This is a genomic window from Shewanella sp. SW24, assembly GCF_025653395.1.
GTDB classification, from domain to species: Bacteria; Pseudomonadota; Gammaproteobacteria; order Enterobacterales; family Shewanellaceae; genus Shewanella; species Shewanella oncorhynchi.
This window is the reverse complement of record NZ_JAKKSH010000021.1, coordinates 23,203-45,903: the sequence shown is the minus strand read 5'-3', so window position 1 is coordinate 45,903 and position 22,701 is coordinate 23,203. Positions and strand designations below refer to the sequence as shown.

Below are 22,701 nucleotides of genomic sequence, written 5' to 3'. Positions count from 1 at the left end.
TTGAGTCTGGTTCGTATCAATAGTGGCTCTTTAGCCTATGGTTACACTCCGTTGTTACAAAAAGCGGATTTTACTATTCAACGCGGTGAGCGCGTGTGTATTGTTGGCCGTAATGGTGCTGGCAAGTCGAGTTTATTAAAAGTGTTATCTGGTGATGTACTGCTGGATGAAGGCGAATTCAACATCGCTGGTAATGTGACCGTTAGCCGTCTACAACAAGATCCGCCAAAGGCTGAGCAAGGCACGGTATACGCTTATATTGCTGCGGGATTAAAGGAAGTGGGCGAGGCGCTTGAGCGTTATCATCAACTGTCCCACGATGTGGCCCATGCCGATCCTGAGCAAATGGATCGTATGCTGAATGAAATGCAAGGTCTGCAAGAAACCTTAGACCACTATAATGGATGGCAGCTAGATTCTCGCATCCAACAAAACTGCGAATTATTAGGACTCGATCCTGACAAATCCTTGAGCGAGTTATCGGGTGGTTGGCAGCGTAAAGTGGCGTTAGCCAGAGCACTGGTGAGCGAGCCAGATCTGTTGTTACTTGATGAACCGACCAACCATTTAGACATAGACACTATCGAGTGGCTTGAAAAGTTTTTACTCGATTATCAAGGCGCTATCGTCTTTATCAGCCACGATAGGGGCTTTATTGCCCGTATGGCGACGCGGATTGTCGATTTAGACCGTGGTGTGGTGACCTCATGGCCGGGCAACTATCAAATGTATCTTGATGGTAAGCAAGAATGGTTGCGCGTCGAAGCCGAGAAAAATGCCTTGTTTGACAAGCGTCTCGCCGATGAAGAAGTATGGATCCGTCAAGGTGTTAAAGCCAGACGTACCCGTAACGAAGGTCGAGTTCGCGCACTTAAGGCTTTACGTGAAGAGCGAAGTGAACGTCTGAATCGTCAAGGCAATGCTAAAATGGCAGTATCGGATACTGAACGTTCTGGTAAGTTAGTCTTTGATGTGACCGATCTTAACTTCAATCTGCCCGATAAAAATCTGGTTAAAAACTTTAATACGACGGTTATCCGTGGTGACCGTATTGCGCTGATTGGGCCAAACGGTTGTGGTAAATCAACCTTGATCAAGCTGTTAATCGAGAAACTGCAACCGCAATCGGGCGAAATTAAAGTTGGTACTAAGTTAGAAATCGCCTATTTCGACCAATATCGCGAAGCGTTAGATCCTGAGCAAACCGTTGAAGATAACGTTGGTGAAGGTAAGAAGACCATCACGATCAATGGTCAAGACCGCCACATATTAAGTTATTTGCAGGACTTCTTGTTCTCGCCTATGCGCGCCAGAACGCCAGTGAAAGCGCTGTCGGGTGGTGAAAAGAACCGTTTGTTATTGGCTAAGTTATTAATTCGCCCTGCAAACTTAATCATTCTCGATGAGCCAACTAACGATCTTGATATTGAGACCTTAGAATTGCTAGAGTCGTTGCTCACTGAATACCAAGGTACGTTGTTGCTAGTGAGCCATGATAGGGCATTTATCGACAATACTGTGACCAGTAGCTGGTGGTATGCGGGTAATGGCCATTGGAGCGAGTATGTAGGTGGTTATCAAGATGCCGTGAACCAAGGGGCAAAGTTTTATTCTGAGGAACCTAGTTCGCAAAAGGCGGTCGAAGCTCCTGCGGTTGAAACTAAACCCGTTGAAGTTAAAACTGCAGAACCTGTGAAAGCGGTAAAAAAACTGTCGTATAAGCTACAGCGTGAGTTAGAGTCGCTACCTAATGTGATGGAGCAATTGGAGGCAGAAATTCTCGCATTGCAGACCACTATTGGACATTCAGACTTTTATAGTCAGGCGCAGGATAAAGTCAATCAGGTATTGAGTCAGTTGGCTGATAAAGAAAAGCAATTGGAAGTTTGCTTCGAGCGTTGGGAAGAGCTTGAGTCACTGAAGTAAACCAATAATAAAAATGGGAATAGAATTAATGAAGTCAAAGTTGGATAAAGCCCTTTCCTTGGTTGCCTTAGGTGTCCTTGGTGTATTAAACAGTGCCCATGCTGCACCTGTCTATGAAATCGTTAACATCGATAATTATGACCTGCAGGGCACGCTTGAAGGCACTCGTAACGGTTATGCTTTAGGTGTGAATGCTAGTGGTGAATTAGTCGGTATTTCAAAGGGTAAGAAAAAACTCAGCAGTTCAGATGTCGAAGGCGGCGTGATTGATGTTGCCGACGGTATCGCACCAGAAGAAACCATTACTTATTCTATTACCGCTGCCATTGTTGCAAATAACTTTGCTTTTATTGCTGCAGAAAATGGTGCAGCTGGGGCTTGGTTACCGACATTCGACAGCATTAATGGTACTACACCGCCAAATGATACTGCTGTGATTAACTCTGTTGATACCTTTTATTACGGTATTAATGATGCCGGTATTAAAGTGGGCAGCATGACTGCGCCTGAAAAGAAAACAGAGAACACTGCAACTACTGATGTTACCGATGATTATTGGTATTACCGCGACTATGAGTTCCGCGGTGTTGTAAAAGTGGGGAGCACTGAAATTCCATTAGTTCCTCCCTACACGCAATTTGTTAATGCTGATAAGACTAAAACCGCAGAGTTAGGTGGATGGTCTGCTGCTACAGCTATTAATAATAATAACTTAGTGGCTGGTTATGCCAGTACTGCTATCAGTAAATATGGTAGTGATCGTGTTAATTATTGTTTAGGCTCGGATAATACTTTGCCATTGGATGTTTGTGTACAACGTGAGCAATATCCGAACTCTACGGGTACGCGTAACATTCAGTACCAGACGCGTGCCTATGTATGGCAAATCGACAATAATATCGCTACGGGAATTGAGTTGCCTTTAGGGTTAACGCCTAAAGCTGATAACACCTTAACCTTTACTGCTCAGGCGCTCGGCGTGAATGATAACGGCGTGGTTGTTGGTCGTTCGCACGTTTATCGTAACAACAATACAGATAAGTTGCACCAAGATGCGGCTTATTGGGCTAAGGATGCCGAAGGTAATTATAAATACCACTGGATCCCAATGGGCGAATCGATTTCAAGTTCCATTGCCTATGACATCAATGATAGTGGTATTCTTGTCGGTAGTTATCGTAGCTATATTCAAGGTTATTTACGCGACAAGTTTTTCTATTTTGATACTAATACACCCGATGTTGGCTATGTAACCCCTAATGATTTTGCCTCAACGGCAACGGATCTTTCGAGTAAACCCAAGGATATTAACAATAAAGGTCAAGTAGTTGGTTACGTTGAAACGACTTACGATAAAGAGAAGCCACGCCCCAAAGCGGGTTTCCTGTATGAGAAGTCGACGGGTGAGTTTAGCAATATCAATAAATTGCTGACCTGCGAGTCTAAGGGGTATGAAAAATCAAACGATGGTAGCTGGGCACGTCATCAGGTCGAAGTTCAGGATGGCTCGGGTAAAATTCTTCAATATAACGCTGATATTTTAGTGGTTGAAGGTACGAGTATCAATGAAGATGGCACTATCGTAGGTACGGCTTTTATTCGTAAACCTTCTTATCAATTTGATAAAGATGGCAACATAGTTATTGGTGAAAATGGCTTACCGCTATTTGAGCTGAGTGGTAGTGGCGAGCCTGTAACGGCTTATGTTCCACGTATGGTTGTACTTAAACCGGCTACCAGTGGTGAAGCTTGTACTGTTGAAGATAGTACCGATACCGGTAATTTTGAGCGTTCTGGTGCAGCAACGTTAGCTTGGTTATTTGCCTTGCCATTGGTGTGGTTCCGTCGTCGAATTCGTTAAGTTTTAAGCTTCAATTCAGACTAAAAAAATCGAGGCGAAATGCCTCGATTTTTTTTCGCTAAGATCTCAATAGTTTAATAAATAGTCAGTATAATAGCCGATTTTTTGATTGATCTTGGCGTCAAAAAGCACTATTTCTATGGGTGAAGCTTTTGCTTCTATTTTATGTAGAACAGAGGACGCTTGCATGAAAAGACAAAAACGAGATCGTTTAGACAGAGCTTTTTCAAAAGGATTCCAAGCTGGGGTTGGTGGACGCTCTAAGGAGCTCTGTCCATATGCAAATCTTGATTCGCGATCGCAGTGGTTAGGCGGTTGGCGTGAAGGTGTGGATGGCCGAGTTAATGGGCTATTTAATAAATAATTGAGTTTTACTCATTAATTAAATAGCCCAGAACAAGCAAAGTAATGCAGCATATTGCCCTCAGATGAGGGCATTTTTATATCTTCAGTGTATTGGAGTAAGACTGATCAGAATGTAGACGTATCGCTAAAGACACCGACTTTAAGATCGGTTGCACTGTAGATTTGACGGCCATCAACTTCAAGGATTGCATCGGCAATACCCATCACCAGTTTACGGTGAATAGTACGTTTAATATTGAGTTTATAAGTGACTTTCTTAGCGCCTGGTAATACTTGACCCGTAAACTTCACTTCACCTACACCCAGAGCACGTCCTTTGCCTTCCGCGCCTTCCCAGCCTAAATAGAAGCCAACGAGTTGCCACATGGCATCTAGCCCTAAACAACCAGGCATTACCGGGTCGGTAATAAAGTGGCAGTCAAAAAACCATAAGTCTGGATTAATATCGAGTTCAGCGACAATTTCACCTTTGCCAAACTCACCGCCATTATCATTGATAGTAACGATTCTATCTATCATCAGCATGTTATCGACAGGCAGACGAGGTGAGTTTGGACTAAATAATTTCCCATGGCCACAGGCGATGAGTTCTTCTTTATTGAAACTGTTTGCTTTGTTCATTGTTTTACTACTCCAGCAATAAGAGCCGCCAAGATTAGCGAACACGTGTAAGCTAAACAACTCCGATCAGCTAATTAGCGGCGAAAAAATCCCAATTTTGCGAGTAATCTCGTGATTATGCCGATTTCCTCCTCGCCATTTCCTGCGAGCTTGTCTAATCGTTCCTGTACAAGGCCGTATAATGAATCATGTGGAAAATCATTATCTTCATCGGCTACACCCGCAGGCATTTGCATTAATAGCTCAACAGCTTGGTCCATATGCTCGATTGCATAGAGGTGAAATAAGCCTTTGCCTACAGCTGTAATCACTTTGGGATTGAGGTTAAGCTGTAACACGTTCGATTTGGGCATAATAACGCCTTGTTCTCCCGTGAGACCACGACGTTCACACAGATTAAAAAAGCCTTCAATTTTCTCGTTGATGCCACCAATCGCTTGCACATTACCAAATTGATCCAATGCACCAGTTATTGCCAGTGACTGAATAATGGGTTGTTCAGCAATCGCTGACATCAAACAGCAGTATTCGGCGAGTGATGCGCTATCACCATCAATTTCTTGATAGGATTGCTCGAAAACGATATTGGCATTTAGGTGTAATGGTGCATCTCGCCCAAAGATACGGTACAAGCAGGCAGAAAGGATCATCATTCCTTTGGCATGTATATTGCCACCAAGTTCAGATTTTCTTTCGATATCGGCGACTTCACCATCACCATAGTGAACAGATGCCGTGATCCGCGCAGGCTCACCATAACTGTAATCGATGGCATCAATGACAGTTAAACCATTGATCTGACCAACCATAGCACCCGAAGTTGGCAGATTTATGAAGTTGTCATCGAAGCTTTGACCTGAATACTCTTCCGAGCTGTTATGACGATAGTTGGCTTGGGCTAACGCGAGCTCAATACTGCTCGCATTGATACTCGGTTTACCACAATAGGCTTTAGCTTGTACCATCAGTTGGGCAAACTCGAGCATAGACAAACTGAGGCGGCGCTGATGTTCGGTTAGCCGTGCACTATAACGAAAAAGTGGCGCTAGGCTTGATTGTTCTAGAGTGACCTCGACACTTTGTGCAACCGCTTGTAACCATGCGACGTATTGTGACTCTGTATAACGGACCAAGTCGATTTCGCTAGCGAGTTCTGCTAGTAGGGTAAAGTGACGTTGAAATTGCCAATCCTCAGTTCTGACTTGGCTATAAATCATTCCTGCACCGATAAGGACAATTTTACAATTGAGCGGGATAGGACTTAGGTTATTGCTAATCTGATACGCTTTATGGGTGAGGATTTGCATCACTAATTCCCATAAACCTTCACGTTTCCAAAGTGACTCGGCGCAAATAAATACATAATGACATTCGGCCAGAGCACCAGCTTGATACTGGCTTGTTGTTCCTGTTTGTGCCATACGGCCAATGAGGTCTACACGGCGAATATTACCACTGAGGTAGCGATAGCGAGTCGTTTTTTCGGCAATACTGACCTGATTTTCCTGTGGTTTCTCTGATTGCCACTGAAATGTTGCCGCTTTGTCAGTCGGGCGTGTTGCCACTAAATAAGCTGGAGATAACGGCGCTAGGCTATCAATACAGGCTTGGATCATTAATTGGCGGTCAATGCTCGGGAAATCAGCCAGATACAAGTGCTGATCGACAATAGCTTGGTGGAGTTTAAACGCATCCACAGCACGCTCTTGTCCTAAGAGTAATGCGCTTAGATTGTCAGCCGTTTCGGGAAGGGTTGGCAGGCTAAATTCAGGTGCGAGTGAAGACGTGGGTATCAAGAGTGAATTCATATAAGCATTTACCGTGAAAAGTTGCAGTGATTTTACCATACCAAGACGACAAGTCTCTCACTGTATAGGTGTTTTTACCTCTGTTTACTCGATTATTCGTTGAAACTGGCCATGTATTTGTTGTAAAAAACATCGGGGTGAACATAAGTTGAGCATTTGACTCGATATTTAAAAATTGAGGTTTACAAGTTAGCGGTATACTTATATTATTTTCGGCGTTCGGAGGGGTGGCAGAGTGGTTTAATGCACCGGTCTTGAAAACCGGCGTGGGTTTATAGCCCACCCAGGGTTCAAATCCCTGCTCCTCCGCCATTTTTAGTCAAAAAGCCGCTAAGCAATTAGCGGCTTTTTGCATTTATACAGTTTGAACCCTTGGGTTCCTGATTTGAAGCGCAGCTCCTGCGCCATATTCACGAGAAAGGCCATCAGTAATAATGGCCTTTTTTGTTTATGCAATTTGAACCAAGGTTCCTCATTCTAAGTTCTGCTCTTGCGCCATATTTAGTTAAAATGCCGCTAAGCAATTAGCGGCGTTTTGCATTTGTGCTATTTCCGCTCTTAGGTTTTGACCCTAAACGTGGCGTCAGTGCCATGCTTTAGGGAAAGACTATCTGTCATGATTGTTCATTGTGTTAACCCTAGATTCTTCATTCTGATATCAGTGACTGCTACTGATTAATGGGCTTTTTTATCCGCGCTTCTCGTTTATGGTCTACACTAAGTTTGTGGCCAAGTTAATGGTTTTTATGGTCTTTAAAATTTGCACTAGGATGGTGCGACGTATGATTCTCGACAGTCTTGGATCATACGGCCGAACAATTCTCCCATCAGGGTGACTTATTTTAAGTAGAGAAAGCTATGTTGTTACCTACACGTATTTCGCAGCGGCTCACAATGGGCAGCGTAGTGCTGCTTCTACTGACTGGGCTCGCGGTTTTTGGTGTGATGTCACTTCGAGGGCAGCCTCGAGTGGTGGCGGCGAGTCAAGAGTTAATTGAGCAAACGGGGAGCAGTATCGTAAGGCAACTCGCACTTAAGTTGGCAAGCATTGAGGGGATTACTTTAAGCCTTGCACACCTCGCCGAAGTGTTGCCCCACGAGCAAGCTCTTTATCTTAACTCCTTACCTAATTTGATTGATAACAATGGCGATCTCACTATCGCTGGGGGCGGGATCTGGCCTGAGCCAGATAAATTCGTCGCTGGGAGTATCCTCCACAGTTTCTTCTGGGCCCGTGGTAGCGATAATCTACTGGCTTATTCGGATGACTATAATGCGCCATCTGGCCCTGGGTATCATAATGATCCTTGGTATACGGGCGCGCGGACTAGCTCAGTATCTCAATGTTTATGGTCAGAGGCTTATCAAGATCCCGTCACAAAGGTGGCTATGGTGACATGCAGTGTGCCATATCGTCTCACGGGGACATTTGCAGGGGTCGCAACGATAGATTTAAAACTTGATGATTTAGCCAAATTTTTAACAGAACATGGCAATGTAACTGACGGTTATGCTTTCGCTTTAGACCAAGCGGGCAATATCTTACATTTTCCTGAAACGAATAAGTCCGACACTATGTTGCGTTTTACGGATCTCGTCGGGCAGTTACCTTGGCTTGCCCCCGTTGAAACTGCACTTAAGCAAACCTCAATCAACAAAGTGGTGTCTGTAAGCTTAAATAAGGATGGAAGACTTAATCAGGCGAGTGAGGTGAGCCTTTTTGTAATGCCTGATACTGGATGGGTGATTGGCCTTGTGACGCCTAAAACGCGAGTCACAGGGCTTGCCCGTGAGCTGACATTTGATATTTTATTGTTTTTATTACCATTACTCGCCATTTTACTTTCTCTGGCTTGGTTATCGGGAAAAAAACTGTTGGCGCAACTTGAGGAAACCACAGATCAAATTGCTTCCCTTGGGAGCGGTAGTTTGGGGGCGAATGTTGAACTGCAAATTCAGCGGGATGATGAGATTGGTGCTTTGCGCCGAGCCGTAAACACCTATGCAGGGACGTTAAGGGCAATGTTAGATCTGATCACTCAAGAAGCGAAGAAAATTCAATTTGAGGCAACGCAATTAAGCGGACTTAGCCGTAAGTTAGCTCAGCGCGCAGAGCAACAGCGGCTGGAGAGTGCACAATTAGCCGCTGCGATAACGCAAATGTCTTCAAGCGCTATGGAAGTCGCGAATAATACCAATGACTGTGCTGCAACTGCGCAATCGTCTTTGATTGTAGTGCGAGAAGGGCAAACCCGTGTTGCAGCCAGCAATACTTCTATTGAGGCATTATCAGGAGAAATTGCCAACGCAACTAAGGTGATATCCCAATTGGCCCAAGACAGTCAAAAGGTGGGCGCTGTATTAGATGTGATTAAGGCGATTTCTGAGCAGACTAATTTGCTCGCTCTCAATGCGGCAATTGAGGCGGCTAGAGCGGGCGATCAGGGCCGCGGTTTTGCAGTCGTTGCTGATGAAGTTCGAACTCTTGCGGGGCGAACTCAAGATTCGGCCAATGAAATTAGTACCATGATTAACGCTTTGCAATCGGCTTCGCGGCTCGCTGTGCAAGCAATGCAAGCTGGGGAGTCCCGCACTGTCCATGCAGTTGCGGAGGCTGAGGGCGCTGCCAATTCTCTATCGAGTACCGTACAAAGTTTCGATGATATTTCACAGCGTGCCCAACAAATCGCGTTAGCTGCTCAGCAGCAAAGCCAAGTCACTCAAGAAATTAATGAGTTGGCGGTGCGAATAAATAGCATCAGTGAAGATAACTCTCTCGATGCAACGGCGCTTGATGTGTTAAGCCTTGAGATGCAGAAACTATCTGACCGTTTAATCAATATCAATCGAGCTTAGTCTTAATATAGTGTGAAGTGTGCCACCTTAAAATGGCGCTTCAACTGACAAGGGTGTCAAAGATAAGTTGAATAACGCGATATTTTTAAGCGGATTGGATGTAGATTGACCATGTAGATTGCTTCTTTAAATTAAGGGTTTACAGCAGAGTAGTAGATAGCTATTATCTCGCTCGTTCGGAGGGGTGGCAGAGTGGTTTAATGCACCGGTCTTGAAAACCGGCGTGGGTTTATAGCCCACCCAGGGTTCAAATCCCTGCTCCTCCGCCATATTTACGAGAAAGGCCATCAGTAATGATGGCCTTTTTTGTTTGTGCAATTTGAACCAAGGTTCCTCATTCTAAGTTCAGCTCCTGCGGCATATTTAGTCAAAATGTTGCTAAGCAATTAGCGGCATTTTGCATTCATATCGTTTGAACCCTTGGGTTCCTGATTTGAAGCGCAGCTCCTCCGCTATATTCACGGAAAAGGCCATCAGTAATGATGGCCTTTTTTGTTTGTGCAATTTGAACCAAGGTTCCTCATTCTAAGTTCAGCTCCTCCGCCATATTTAGTCAAAATGCCGCTAAGCAATTAGCGGCATTTTGCATTCATATAGTTTGAACCCTTGGGTTCCTGATTTGAAGCGCAGCTCCTCCGCTATATTCACGGAAAAGGCCATCAGTAATGATGGCCTTTTTTGTTTGTGCAATTTGAACCAAGGTTCCTCATTCTAAATTCAGCTCCTGCGACATATTTAGTCAAAATGCCGCTAAGCAATTAGCGGCATTTTGCATTCATACCGTTTGAACCCTTGGGTTCCTGATTTGAAGCGCAGCTCCTGCGCCATATTCACGGGAAAGGTCATCAGTAATGATGGCCTTTTTTGTTTGTGCAATTTTCATTTCAGTTTTCTCATTCTAATCCCTTTGTTATTCACGGCTTTCGATTTAAGTGAATATGAAATAGTCAATCAACACGATTAACCATAAATTTAAGTTTACAGTGGCGACAGAGATAGCTATTATCTCGCTCGTTCGGAGGGGTGGCAGAGTGGTTTAATGCACCGGTCTTGAAAACCGGCGTGGGTTTATAGCCCACCCAGGGTTCAAATCCCTGCTCCTCCGCCATATTTTTACAAAAAAGGCCATGTTTATTCATGGCCTTTTTTGTGTGTGAAATTTGAGCTAGGGTTCTCCATTCTAAGCGCAGTTCTTACGCCTTTTTGCATTTAGCTATTTAAAAACCTTAGGTTCCTGATTCTAAGCGTATCTCTTCTGCTATATTCACGTGAAAGGCTAACAGTAATGATGGCCTTTTTGTTTTTCTTGAACTGAAAAATTGCCTATATTTGCTGGATACTTTGATATCGATTTAACAGGGATTTTAGGCTGGTCATTCTGGGGTTATTGCTTCGTTTTTAAACGCTTTTTATTGGTATGCTATTCTGGAATCCTTCCTTTAAATATCATCTAGTTAACAATGTTGAATTTATGCTTTGCGAAATGGGGTTGTTGGGCTAAATTAGCCCTATGAACTCGTTATCCGTTTGCCATGTTGCTTTTTCTAACACACGGATCGAGCTGTAAATTGTAAAAGGTGGGTTAAGTTGATTTCGATATATTTGGTTGACGATCATGAGCTTGTGAGAACTGGGATCCGCCGCATCTTGGAAGATGAACGTGGGATCAAAGTCGTGGGCGAAGCCCCTGATGGTGAGACTGCGGTGCAGTGGGCTCGCCAAAATGAAGCGGATGTGATCTTAATGGATATGAATATGCCTGGGATGGGCGGATTGGAAGCCACTCGAAAAATTTTACGATATCAACCCCATGCAAAAATTATTGTATTAACTGTACACACGGAAGATCCGTTCCCAAGTAAGGTGATGCAGGCTGGCGCTTCGGGCTATTTAACAAAAGGAGCGACGCCACCAGAAGTATTGCAAGCGATACGTCAGGTCTCTCGCGGACAACGCTATTTGTCCCCAGAAATTGCCCAACAGATGGCGCTGAGTCAGTTTAATCCTGCCGATGAAAACCCGTTTAAGTCTTTGTCCGAGCGAGAGTTACAGATCATGTTGATGATCACTAATGGCGAGAAGGTTAACGATATTTCTGAGCAACTGAACTTAAGTCCTAAAACCGTTAACAGTTACCGTTATCGTTTATTTGCTAAGCTGGGGATCAGTGGTGATGTCGAACTAACGCGGTTAGCTATTCGCTATAAGATGTTGGATGCTGGCCATTTTTAATGGGAAGTGGATTGCGTTGGTCGATGACTTTAATCTAGCGAGTTCTTGGATTACATGTTCCTATGTTGTTTGTGTTAAGTCTCCAAAACTGTGGGTGTGAATGATGTCTAATGAATTTAACGCCCAAAGTTTCTTACGTACTGTTTCATCCTCCGCTGGGGTTTATCGCATGTATGACGTCAAAAATGACGTCATTTATGTGGGTAAAGCCAAAGATCTTAAAAAACGGCTTAGCTCGTATTTTCGTAAAAACCTCGGTAATGTTAAGACCCAAGCCTTAGTTTCACATATTCACCATATTGATGTGACGCTGACCCACAGTGAAACAGATGCTCTGTTGCTTGAGAATGATTACATCAAGCAATACATGCCAAAATACAATGTGTTATTGCGTGATGACAAATCTTATCCTTACATCTTATTAAGCCAGCACGAACACCCAAGGCTCGCCTATCATCGCGGTCCGCAGCGGGAAAAAGGCCACTATTTTGGTCCTTATCCCAATGGCGGCGCCGTGCGTGAAAGCCTGCATTTGATGCAGAAGCTGTTTCCTATTCGTCAATGTGACGATCTTTACTACAAATCGCGCTCACGCCCCTGTTTGCAATATCAACTGTCTCGCTGTAGCGCGCCCTGCGTGGGCAAAGTCAGTAACGCTGATTATGATGAGCAAGTGAAATTAGCCAGCCTGTTTTTAAAGGGGAAAGATCAGCAAGTGATCAGCGCCTTGGTTGATAAAATGGAACTTGCGGCCGAGCAGCAGGCCTATGAACAGGCTGCACGATTTCGCGATCAGATCATGGCGCTGCGTAAAGTTGCCGAGCAACAGGAAGTCTCTAATAATAAAGGCGATATGGATGTTATTGGGGTGCATTATGCGTCAGGCATCGCCTGTTTCCACCTGCTATTTATCCGCGAAGGTAAAATTTTTGGTAGTCGTAGTTATTATCCTTCAGTGCCAGCTCAAACTGATATGGATGAGGTGCTGCGCTCCTTTATCCTACAGTTTTATTTAAATGCAGATATTCAACGCACTATTCCAAAAGAAGTGGTGATTAGCCATAGTTTTGAAGAATTACATGAACTTGAAGCGGCGATTTCAGAGGCGCTAGATAAAAAGTTTTCGATTAAGACTAATGTTCGCGCCGACAGGGCGAGCTTCTTACGTTTAGCCGTGACTAATGCGACGAATGCAGTGGTTACGCGCCTGTCCCATAAGAACACCGTCGAACAGCGTTTTGTGTTACTCGAAGAAATCTTAGAGTTGAATGGGCCTATCCAGCGAATGGAATGTTTCGATATCAGTCATACCATGGGAGAGAGCACCGTTGCCTCCTGTGTGGTGTTTAATCGAGAAGGGCCGCACAAAGGTGAGTATCGTCGTTATAATATTGACGGTATTACACCGGGTGATGATTATGCGGCGATGAAGCAAGCGGTGAGCCGACGTTTCGATAAAATTGAAGCAGGCGGTAAAATCCCTGACATTCTGTTTATCGATGGTGGACTCGGGCAGTTGCGTATTGCCCAAAAGATAGTGGATGAAAAGTTTGTTCATTTGGATAAAGCGCCGCAGCTTATTGGGGTGGCGAAAGGTGAGGGCCGTAAACCTGGGCTTGAAACCTTGATCTTAGGGGATACCGAAACCAGCTTTTCCCTCGAAGGGGATTCGCCAGCACTGCACCTTATCCAACATATTCGTGATGAATCCCATCGATTTGCAATCACTGGCCACCGTAACCGTCGCCAGAAAACCCGTAATACTTCAACACTGGAATCTATTCCTGGTATTGGTCCTAAACGTCGTAAAGCTTTGTTACAGCATTTAGGAGGATTGCAGGAAGTGAAAGGGGCAAGTGTGGCGGAATTAGTCAAAGTACCAGGGATCAGCATAGAAATGGCACAAACCATTCATGATGCATTGCGAGGGGGATAAAATTAAGGCAAGATTGGCGCTGCTTTTGACTAACTGGTTTGATCATGCCGTTTAACTTACCTATAGCATTAACTCTTTTCAGGCTTTTTTTACTGCCCATTTTTGTGGTGCTGTTTTATTTACCCTATGACTGGACCCCTTTTGTTGCCGCATTTACCTTTTGGCTTGCGGCGTTAACGGATGCATTAGATGGTTATGCTGCCCGTAAATTGAAACAATTAACTCGTTTTGGCGCTTTTCTTGACCCAGTCGCTGATAAGTTGATGGTGATTACAGCTTTAGTTTTGTTGGTCGATCAATACGCGAATATCTGGCTGACGTTGCCCGCCCTGTTTATGATAGGTCGCGAGATTGTCATTTCAGCGTTGAGGGAATGGATGGCTGAAATTGGTAAACGTGGTACTGTCGCCGTGTCTTGGATTGGTAAATACAAGACGGCTGCACAAATGGTGGCAATTATTGGGCTGATTTGGCAATACAATCCTTTAATGACTAATGCCGCATTTGTACTGTTATATATCGCCGCTGTATTAACGTTTTGGTCAATGATGAGTTACATTTTAGCCGCTTGGAAAGATCTTACCGCTGAATAGTGCAATAAAAAATCAAAGAGATTATTTAGTGTGCAAGCAGTAAGTTATCGATAAAACAGCGGTTGACACTGGGTGGTAAATCGGTAGAATGCCACCCCGTAGACAAGAGGCAATGTGAAAATAAAGTCTTAACGTTACCAAATATTGACGTTTGATATTAGCTAGATAATAAAGTGAAATGCTTTGTTTATCTGAGTGAATAGTAAAACAAGATGCGACATTAGCTCAGTTGGTAGAGCGATACCTTGCCAAGGTATAGGTCATCGGTTCGAACCCGATATGTCGCTCCAATATTTTTAAAGTCTAATTCTACACAACATGAGTTAGCAACTATGGCGCGATGGCAGAATGGCTATGCTGCGGATTGCAAATCCGTCGATCTCGGTTCGACTCCGGGTCGCGCCTCCATAGATTAAAGTATTAATGACACGATTCCCGTCGTTAATATCAAGAGTTTGCCCGAGTGGTGGAATCGGTAGACACAAGGGATTTAAAATCCCTCGCTGGTAACAGCGTGCCAGTTCAAGTCTGGCCTCGGGTACCATTATTTTGGTCGTGATGGTAAAAATAAAGTCCGAATCTTCAATAGGCTTTATTAAATAGATTTATTAGTGTTAAGCGTTAATGATGTAGAGTTAATAATATTTTTGACATGATTCCCGTCATTAATATTCAGCGTTTGCCCGAGTGGTGGAATCGGTAGACACAAGGGATTTAAAATCCCTCGCTGGTAACAGCGTGCCAGTTCAAGTCTGGCCTCGGGTACCAAAAAAGAAAAAGCCTCGATATTTATATCGAGGCTTTTTTGCATTTAGATTTCTACTTTTAGTCAGCATTCTTCGTGAGGGGTTTAAGGTCAAACTTGACTGACGCACTTAACGTACTGCTTACTTTAGTTCGCAGAGGTCTTTGCTGCTACGCACATCAGGAAAGGCTAATAACCCTAAAATCACACAATAGTGCTATGTTTTAAGCTGATAGTGTCATTTTGAAGTAAGCCTGTAGTTATGCTGGCAGAGAAGTCGAGCGATAAGGTATGGGATTATGTTTGCTGAAAAGCAGGTCGTGAGTTTTTAGCCTTGGCTTGTTCTATTTATGCTAGAGATAAAACCTATAAATAGTAAGCCTATAAATAAAACCCTAGGTATAAAAAAGCGCCAGTAAATACTGGCGCTTTTTATTCACTTTACTCGGTCAGTTTATGCTTGTTAGACAGTGATACTAGTGAATATCAGCTTATTGCCAATCATCGCTATTCCAGCGGTACAGCCAAGTCGCTGCAAGTGGTTTATCATCTTTCTTAAGCTGTATTCTCAGTTCGGCTACATTGGTACTTTCTGGTTCGAAGCTGATAAATACTCGAGCGCCATTGATGTCCGGGTGGGTGACAATCCGAGACGACAGGATTTTACCTTTGCTGATGCTGGCATCGATGCTAATTTTATCAATATCTTGCGGCTTGATGTTACTGAAATCGATAAGTAATTCTTTGCCTTTTGCTAACACTTGCCCCTTAGTGCTGCGGACAACACGTGCTTTTGACGCCGTAGAAGGGCTGTCGTTTGAGGCCGTTATGCGATAGGAGTATTTATAGGGCTGATCCTTTTTCAGTCCGCCTTGCGGCTCCCAATAGGCAACTATGTTGTCGTTGGTTTCAGCATTAGAGGGAATTTCAAGCAACACCAGTTGGCCTTGGCCCCAATCATTGAGGGGTTCAATCCATGCTGAAGGTCGAAGTTGATAGTTTGCACTCAGATCTTGATAGTCTTCAAATTTACGATGGCGCTGTATAAGACCAAATCCCTTTATATCTTCATCGCCAAAAGCACTGATCTGCAGTTTGTTAGGATTATTTAATGGGCGCCATAGGCGCTCGCCATTACCGCGATCGATTTGTAGGCCGTCGGAGTTATGTACTTGTGGGCGGTAATCGGGTTTATCTGAGTTATCGAGTCCGCCAAAGAGGAACATAGAGGTCAGCGGTGCAAGACCCACATGCTGGATATCTTTGCGTGGGAATAAGGTTACATCCACTTCGACACGTGATGGTGCACCGGGATAAATACCAAAACGATAGGCGCCAGTGACACTTTGGCTATCTAGCAGAGCATGAACCACAATTGCCGTCTGATATTTAGATGGACGCTCGACCCAGAAACGCTTAAACAGGGGATATTCTTCACCTTTTGGCTGAGCGACATCAATCGCTAAACCACGATTAGACAAGCCATAGGTTTGCCCTTTAGAGAGCACGCGAAAATAGCTCGCACCTTGAAACATGATGAATTCATCTTTTATTTCATCATCATTGATAGGGTAATGTAAACGCACACCCGCGTATTGGCCCACTTGAGTGATGAGTTTTTCAATGGTGTCGTTAGGGACATCGAACGAAGCTTCTGTTAGCTCAATTGGAATAGCTTTGCTGTTTTCGACCACGTCGATATCGACAAGGTTTTTATAGAGAAAGCCTGGAGCAAAAAGTTGTACCGAAAATTTGGTCGGTGTTCCGCCCCAAATCGCGGCATTTTCTTGGTAATTGATTTTGCCATAGGTCGCGAAATCGAGATCAACCAGCTCTTTAGGTGCTTTTTTCGCTTCTTTAAATGGCTTTTGCGACAGTTGTTGAGCGAGTTCAATAACTGTGTCTTGGGAGAATTTTTTAGATTTCTTCTCTGGTGCAGGCGTTGGTGTTGTCTCTGCCGCTGCGGCATTGACGTTGTTTATGCCGACGACATAGACGATGGCGGTCAAGATGACAAAAGGTAGTTTTTTGAGTAATGCCGGATAACCGGTAGGGTAATTCATCATAAGATTCATTCGCAAAATGGAAACTCCTTACTAAAATGACGCTGATTCATAGGCACAATATATGCTTCAGTCTATCTAATCCCTAAATATTAATAACTTGTCTGCTATAAAATCCTCAGTCGTGGGATTCGAGTAGCTGAGGTGAGGGATAATTTTACCTGCGTAGCTAGAGATTTGTAACATAAATTATGCTTGGCGCTATTTTAGGTGTAGTTCTCAATACTTTGCGGTGTGATTTTACGATAAATAATCGCAATTGGTACTGCAGTAAAAACTGTCTTGGCTGAGCTAACACTGTTCTCATTGAATTCAGTGGCATTTTTACACAAAATTGGCGCAGTTGAATCGAGAGTGTTAATTAAAAACTTACAATATCAAATAGTTAATCTTAATTATTGCTAATGAGTGATTCAGGCTCACGGTGTTAACTGTGAGCCCATTTAGATATGCTAACGTGGATATTAGGACTTGAGTAAGTGCGATAGGTCACTGCCCACAGGAATTAGGATCTCTTGCTGCTCACCACAGAATAAATACGCAGGTTTGTCACCTAAGAGTGATAGTGTGTCTCCTTGTCGCCACAAAGCTGAGCCTTCAACTATGCCGATCACTGGGGTTAATGGGTCGACTTTAGTGAATTCTAATAATCGCTGGGCACGGGTTTCACCATTGTGGCCCGGTGCTTGGTAATTGGAATAGTGTGGATTGAGCTGGAACGGCACTAAGTTTAATGCGTTGAACGAAGGCGGTTCGATGATCGGCATATCATTAGTGGTGCGAATACTCAGTCCCGATACGTTTGAACCCGCACTCCAGCCGATATAAGGTTTACCAAGGGCGACTTGCTCACGAATAAGCGCGACCAGATCATAATGATATAGTTGGTGTAACAGGTGAAAGGTGTTACCCCCACCGATTAAAATTCCATCGGCATCTTTTATTGCTTGTTTAGGGTCTGGATGCTGATGAATACCACTGATATCGAGTTCAAGCTCAGCTAACCCAGTCACGACAGACGCTAAATAAGTGTCATAACTCATGCTAACCCCTGCATAGGGGATAAAAATCCATTTTTGTGCGTTGGCGGTGAGCGGTTTAATAAAAGGGATCGCGTGGGCAAGATAAGGCGTATCACCGACACGAGAGCTGCTCAGTAGTAGGGCGTTGATTGTCATTTTGTATCCTGAAATCTCGGAGTGTATTGGTATGTTAACAAAGATTAATTCCGATAAACATAGAGAGTTAAAGCAGAATTGCGCTCTAGCACGGCTAGCGGCGGTGTTTTTCAAGATAGTGATCCCCACCAAGATAGAGCGTTCGGGGCATTCTACTTCTGTATTGCATCAATGCAAAAGTCAGTGATTGATGCGCCTTGAATTAAAGCTCTCAGAACGCGATGAAACTCGTCTCTTGAGGTTGCTTGGGCATAAGTTTAAGTTTCGATTAATATACTGTCCCTAGACTCTCGGCCATGAAAGGCAGTGTCTATATACGAGAAAGATAACCTATTTTAAAAACTCTTTTCTTTTACCACTTGAATTTCGATGATTTGGACATATTATGTCTTTGAACAAAGTTAAATGGCCTATTCTTGCCCTAAAGGAGCTGAAATGAAGCGTATATTTCTATTGATTGCGACTAACCTAGCTGTGTTGCTAGTAGCCTCAATTGTGATGTCTATTCTAGGCGTGAACACGTCTACTATGGGTGGACTGCTGGTGTTCGCTGCCATTTTTGGATTCGGTGGGGCCTTTATCAGCTTAGCCATTTCAAAATGGATGGCGAAAAAGACCATGGGTTGTGAAGTCATCACCACCCCACGTGACAGTACCGAACGTTGGTTAGTGGAGACGGTTGCCCGTCAAGCTAAGCAAGCGGGGATTAAAATGCCAGAAGTGGCGATTTATCAATCGCCTGACATGAATGCGTTCGCTACTGGTCCAAGTAAAGACAATTCATTAGTGGCTGTGAGTACGGGTCTGTTATATGGCATGAGCCAAGATGAAATTGAAGGCGTATTAGCCCACGAAGTGAGCCACGTTGCTAACGGTGACATGGTGACCTTGACACTGATCCAAGGTGTGGTTAACACATTCGTGATCTTCGCGGCCCGCGTGGTTGCTGGTATTATCAACAACTTCGTGTCGAGTAATGATGAAGAAGGCGAAGGTTTAGGTATGTTCGCTTACATGGCCGTTGTTTTCGTACTGGATATGCTATTCGGTATCTTGGCTTCAATTATCGTCGCTTACTTCTCACGTATTCGTGAGTACAAAGCCGATGAAGGTGCGGCACGTTTAGCGGGTAAAGGCAAGATGATTGCTGCGCTTGAGCGTTTACGCCAAGGCCCTGAAAGTACGGCAATGCCTGCACAAATGTCAGCCTTCGGTATTAACGGCAAACGTTCAATGGCAGAAATGATGATGAGTCATCCTCCATTAGAGAAACGTATTGCTGCGTTAAGAGCGAGCTAATAAAAGAGTGAGTTAACTCTTAACTCTTAACTCTTAAATGTCAAATCTGAGTGCTTAAGACTCACTTGATATTAGATTTAAGACTTTTAACATCGGGCTCAAACTTTGGTTTGAGCCCGATTTTTTATGCCTGCAGCAAATTATGCTGCGCGGTTGCCGCAAGGGCACGGTAAACCAGTGTCGTTTGTTTTGCTTTGATATTCCAATGCTGCCAAAACAGCGGTACGCGCATGCGCCGTTCTGGGGTGATCTCAATCAGTATCCCTTTATCGATTAATGGTTTAGCTTGTAAATGCCCAACGAGCCCATAACCTAAACTCAAGTTAATCGCTTCTAAAAAGCTCTCGGAAGAGGGGATAGTATGTTGCCACCATTGCCCTGGGGTCATATTGAAATACTGGGCGAGAAACTTCTCATGCAACTTATCTTTGGTGGAGAACACTACTGCTGGCGCCTTTGCTAACTGAACTTGGTTGATGGCGTTGAATGACGAGGTGTCACTAAATGATGGAGTATCGCTCAGATCGCTAAAATAGCGTGCGGCAAATTCGGGCGTGGCCACACACAAATATTCCATCGTGCCTAAAAATTCACTGCTGCAACCCGCCATCGGCACTTCTGTTGTGGTGACACATCCGACCGCTTCACCATTTTTCAATAGATGATGGGTGTAGGACTCATCATCGACAATTAATTCCAATAACCAAGCGTGGCGACTGAACATGCCTGCTAGCGCAGGTAAAAACCACGTGGCCAAACTGTCGGCATTTACAGCGATGCGCACTGTGGTTGGATGGTTGGGATCGTCGGCGTCCATCTCAGCTCTTAATTCACTTTCGAGTAATTGTACCTGTGAATAGTGACGCAGCAGACGCTTACCTGTGGGCGTTGCGACCACAGGATTGGAGCGAATAAGCAGTGACTGACCGACTTTTTCTTCAAGTTGTCGAATGCGCTGTGATACAGCCGACTGAGTAATGTGCAGCACTTTAGCGGCGCGATCGAAACCGCCTTCCGAGACCACAACGGCGAGCGCTTTGAGATTGGCGTATTCCAGCATAGTCATCCTTAATCGATCTGTGTTTGATGGTTATTAATTTTACTTATGATACATAAAAAACATTAGTTATATTAATTTTATTGTTTTGACTATGCTAGCGCCTTCTTCGAACATGAGAGGTGGTTATGCAAGCGGCATTTATACAGGGTATGGGGATTGGTGGGAGTTTGATTATTGCTGTGGGCGCGCAAAATGCCTTTGTGCTCAAGCAAGGCATCAAGCGCTCATACCCGTTACCGATTGCCTTGCTCTGCTCTATCATTGATGCGCTGATGATCACTGCGGGTGTGGCGGGGCTGGGGCACATTATTGAATCTTTCCCGACCATTAAGCATGTGGCGAGTTTCGGTGGCGCCGCGTTTCTACTCTGGTATGGTGCGAATGCGCTAAAGGCGTCGTTTGTGGCTAAGGGCATTGAGATGGATCAGGCCGATAATGCGGACACATTTAAGAAAGCCGTACTGACGACGCTTGGGATCAGTTTGCTTAATCCGCATTTGTATCTTGATACTGTGGTGTTGCTCGGCAGCATTAGCACTCAATTTGATGATTTTGATCGGCCTTGGTTTGGCGCGGGTGCCGTACTGGCATCATTTATTTGGTTTTTTGGTTTAAGTTTTGGTGCGCGTTTGTTAGCGCCCATTTTTACTCGCCCAGCGGCATGGCGTTACCTTGACCGTTTTATTTGGTTAACCATGTGGAGCATTGCCGCTGCGATTATTTGGCCCTATGTGGCAGGATAAACCGACGTTGTGATGCCATAGAATACGGGCATAGCTGAATGCTTTTGCGGATTTTTTGCTCGGTTTGACTGCATCTTGTGATATGAAAGTGAAAATTTTTCATGAAAAAGGTCCTGATTTCAGGACCTTTTCGTTATCGATTGCCGATTATTTATTCAGGCTGCCAAGTTCAACTCACGACGTTTACACTTTTGTGCCGATTAAAGCAGCGGCTTGAAGCCTTGTATTCGTCGTCATATCTGTCATTAACCCGCGATTTGCGCGAGTACGACTTCATGGTGATCTTTGGTTTTAAACTTATCGAATACGTGGGCGATGGTGCCGTCGGTATTGATAAGGAAGCTTAATCTATGAATGCCATCATAGGTTTTTCCCATGAATTTCTTTTCACCCCAGACCCCAAAAGCGTCGGCGACACTGTGGTCTTCATCGCTCAGCAAAGTGAAGTTGAGTGCTTGTTTCTCTGCAAATTTAGCCAGTTTAGCCACAGGATCTGGGCTAATGCCAAATACAGTGACATTATGACTATCGAGCTCGGCTTTACTGTCACGTAGGCCGCAGGCTTGAACTGTGCAACCCGGCGTTGATGCTTTCGGGTAAAAATACACTAAAACAGGGCCTTGCTTAAGGCTGTCAGCCAGCGATACTGAGTTGCCATGTTGATCTTGCAGTGTAAAGTGAGGCGCTTTTGCCCCAGCCGTTAAGGTATTCATCTATTATCCTCTGTCCTCTAAGATGGCAGTGCCTTCCATACGACGAATAGTACAATCTAAGGTCATATCTTGGGCGAGCTGATAGATACTCTGTTCGAGCTTTTCTAGTTCAACTTTTTCAGGAATATTAATGGTTAGCGACACATTTTGCGTTTGTTCACCACCGGGGAGTTCCTCAGAAAATGAACGAACTGCGGCAAGATCTAATGACCTGTCAGCAAGGAACTGGGTAATGCGTTTAATGGTGCCGCGTTGGTCTTTACCCGTGAAGCGTACTTCGAGGCGAGAAAGGTAGTTTTGTGGTGTGTGTTTAGAGGTGCGTTTCATCACCGTCAGCAGTTCTAACTCAACGCTGAGACTGGGGAACATACTTTCAATTTTCGTTATTGATGCCCACGAGCCAGACAACATCATGATCAGGGTAAATTCGTTACCAAATAATGCCATACGGCTGTCGACGATATCGCAGTCACAGTCACTGGCAAGTCGAGCTAGTTTACTTACAAGTCCAGGACGGTCGAGACCCATCGCTGTTACGACCAGGAAATTGGTCATGAATTTTCCTCACTTTTTCGATATCATAGAGCGAAAACTCAGGGTTAAAGCTGAGTTTTTGTGCGGGATGTAATGCTACCATAACTAATTCAATTTGAGAGCCCCGTTAATGCTTGTCATTAGTGGTTGGCATCAGTACCATAGCG

At 44.3% G+C, this 22,701-nt stretch carries 16 protein-coding genes and 7 tRNA genes; 16 read left to right on the top strand and 7 right to left on the bottom strand.

What is annotated here, in order from left to right; all coding sequences use genetic code 11:
- The 3 genes from L5M17_RS16330 (at position 1) to rmf (ending at position 4,151) form a co-directional block, all read left to right on the top strand.
- Positions 1-1,926: an ABC transporter ATP-binding protein gene (locus tag L5M17_RS16330; RefSeq protein WP_173497384.1), complete on the top strand. Its 1,926-nt coding sequence runs from the start codon at positions 1-3 to the stop codon at positions 1,924-1,926.
- A 28-nt stretch (positions 1,927-1,954) separates the two neighbouring features.
- Positions 1,955-3,787 carry a DUF3466 family protein gene (locus L5M17_RS16325; RefSeq protein WP_173497385.1) on the top strand — a complete coding sequence of 611 codons (1,833 nt, stop codon included), beginning with the start codon at positions 1,955-1,957 and terminating at the stop codon, positions 3,785-3,787.
- Positions 3,788-3,974: 187 nt separating this feature from the next.
- Positions 3,975-4,151 carry a ribosome modulation factor gene (gene rmf / locus L5M17_RS16320; protein ID WP_006082074.1) on the top strand — a complete coding sequence of 59 codons (177 nt, stop codon included), beginning with the start codon at positions 3,975-3,977 and terminating at the stop codon, positions 4,149-4,151.
- Positions 4,152-4,258: 107 nt separating this feature from the next.
- Here the strand turns inward: rmf and fabA are convergent, their stop codons facing one another.
- Together fabA and L5M17_RS16310 are read right to left on the bottom strand one after the other, a co-directional pair.
- On the bottom strand, positions 4,259-4,774 hold the full coding sequence (gene fabA, locus L5M17_RS16315; RefSeq protein ID WP_198574003.1) for a bifunctional 3-hydroxydecanoyl-ACP dehydratase/trans-2-decenoyl-ACP isomerase: 516 nt from the start codon (positions 4,772-4,774) through the stop codon (positions 4,259-4,261).
- A gap of 74 nt (positions 4,775-4,848) precedes the next feature.
- Positions 4,849-6,582, bottom strand: a complete 1,734-nt coding sequence (locus L5M17_RS16310; protein WP_113940941.1) for an AAA family ATPase — start codon at positions 6,580-6,582, stop codon at positions 4,849-4,851.
- A gap of 221 nt (positions 6,583-6,803) precedes the next feature.
- Between L5M17_RS16310 and L5M17_RS16305 the strand changes: the two genes are divergently transcribed.
- The 11 genes from L5M17_RS16305 (at position 6,804) to L5M17_RS16255 (ending at position 14,967) form a co-directional block, all read left to right on the top strand.
- A tRNA-Ser gene (locus tag L5M17_RS16305) sits at positions 6,804-6,894 on the top strand.
- Between the two features lie 546 nt (positions 6,895-7,440).
- The gene (locus tag L5M17_RS16300) at positions 7,441-9,438 is read left to right on the top strand and encodes a methyl-accepting chemotaxis protein (protein WP_263148517.1); all 1,998 of its coding nucleotides are present in this window, start codon (positions 7,441-7,443) and stop codon (positions 9,436-9,438) included.
- 178 nt (positions 9,439-9,616) lie between these two features.
- Positions 9,617-9,707 (top strand) — tRNA-Ser (locus L5M17_RS16295).
- A gap of 748 nt (positions 9,708-10,455) precedes the next feature.
- Positions 10,456-10,546, top strand: a tRNA-Ser gene (locus tag L5M17_RS16290).
- A gap of 479 nt (positions 10,547-11,025) precedes the next feature.
- Positions 11,026-11,670: a UvrY/SirA/GacA family response regulator transcription factor gene (uvrY, locus tag L5M17_RS16285; protein ID WP_006082070.1), complete on the top strand. Its 645-nt coding sequence runs from the start codon at positions 11,026-11,028 to the stop codon at positions 11,668-11,670.
- Between the two features lie 103 nt (positions 11,671-11,773).
- A complete protein-coding gene (gene uvrC / locus L5M17_RS16280; RefSeq protein WP_263148515.1) occupies positions 11,774-13,606 on the top strand; it encodes an excinuclease ABC subunit UvrC in 1,833 nt (610 codons plus the stop codon).
- 44 nt (positions 13,607-13,650) lie between these two features.
- On the top strand, positions 13,651-14,199 hold the full coding sequence (gene pgsA, locus L5M17_RS16275) for a CDP-diacylglycerol--glycerol-3-phosphate 3-phosphatidyltransferase (protein ID WP_028759642.1): 549 nt from the start codon (positions 13,651-13,653) through the stop codon (positions 14,197-14,199).
- 214 nt (positions 14,200-14,413) lie between these two features.
- Positions 14,414-14,489 (top strand) — tRNA-Gly (locus L5M17_RS16270).
- A 44-nt stretch (positions 14,490-14,533) separates the two neighbouring features.
- A tRNA-Cys gene (locus L5M17_RS16265) sits at positions 14,534-14,607 on the top strand.
- Positions 14,608-14,656: 49 nt separating this feature from the next.
- A tRNA-Leu gene (locus L5M17_RS16260) sits at positions 14,657-14,743 on the top strand.
- 137 nt (positions 14,744-14,880) lie between these two features.
- A tRNA-Leu gene (locus L5M17_RS16255) sits at positions 14,881-14,967 on the top strand.
- A gap of 468 nt (positions 14,968-15,435) precedes the next feature.
- Here the strand turns inward: L5M17_RS16255 and L5M17_RS16250 are convergent.
- Entirely contained in the window at positions 15,436-17,019 is a 1,584-nt protein-coding gene (locus tag L5M17_RS16250) for a glucan biosynthesis protein G (RefSeq protein ID WP_263148514.1), read from the bottom strand.
- 452 nt (positions 17,020-17,471) lie between these two features.
- Entirely contained in the window at positions 17,472-18,185 is a 714-nt protein-coding gene (gene pepE, locus L5M17_RS16245; RefSeq protein WP_219235326.1) for a dipeptidase PepE, read from the bottom strand.
- A gap of 435 nt (positions 18,186-18,620) precedes the next feature.
- Between pepE and htpX the strand changes: the two genes are divergently transcribed.
- The gene (gene htpX / locus L5M17_RS16240) at positions 18,621-19,484 is read left to right on the top strand and encodes a protease HtpX (protein WP_006082065.1); all 864 of its coding nucleotides are present in this window, start codon (positions 18,621-18,623) and stop codon (positions 19,482-19,484) included.
- A 124-nt stretch (positions 19,485-19,608) separates the two neighbouring features.
- Here the strand turns inward: htpX and L5M17_RS16235 are convergent, their stop codons facing one another.
- A complete protein-coding gene (locus L5M17_RS16235) occupies positions 19,609-20,544 on the bottom strand; it encodes a LysR family transcriptional regulator ArgP (RefSeq protein ID WP_219235328.1) in 936 nt (311 codons plus the stop codon).
- Positions 20,545-20,669: 125 nt separating this feature from the next.
- On the opposite strand from L5M17_RS16235, the gene L5M17_RS16230 reads away from it, so the two are divergent.
- Positions 20,670-21,287 carry a LysE/ArgO family amino acid transporter gene (locus tag L5M17_RS16230; protein ID WP_028759646.1) on the top strand — a complete coding sequence of 206 codons (618 nt, stop codon included), beginning with the start codon at positions 20,670-20,672 and terminating at the stop codon, positions 21,285-21,287.
- A 245-nt stretch (positions 21,288-21,532) separates the two neighbouring features.
- Here the strand turns inward: L5M17_RS16230 and bcp are convergent, their stop codons facing one another.
- A complete protein-coding gene (bcp, locus tag L5M17_RS16225) occupies positions 21,533-22,000 on the bottom strand; it encodes a thioredoxin-dependent thiol peroxidase (RefSeq protein WP_113940881.1) in 468 nt (155 codons plus the stop codon).
- Between the two features lie 3 nt (positions 22,001-22,003).
- Positions 22,004-22,555, bottom strand: a complete 552-nt coding sequence (locus L5M17_RS16220; protein WP_028759648.1) for a glycine cleavage system protein R — start codon at positions 22,553-22,555, stop codon at positions 22,004-22,006.
- Between the last annotated feature and the right edge of the window lie 146 nt (positions 22,556-22,701).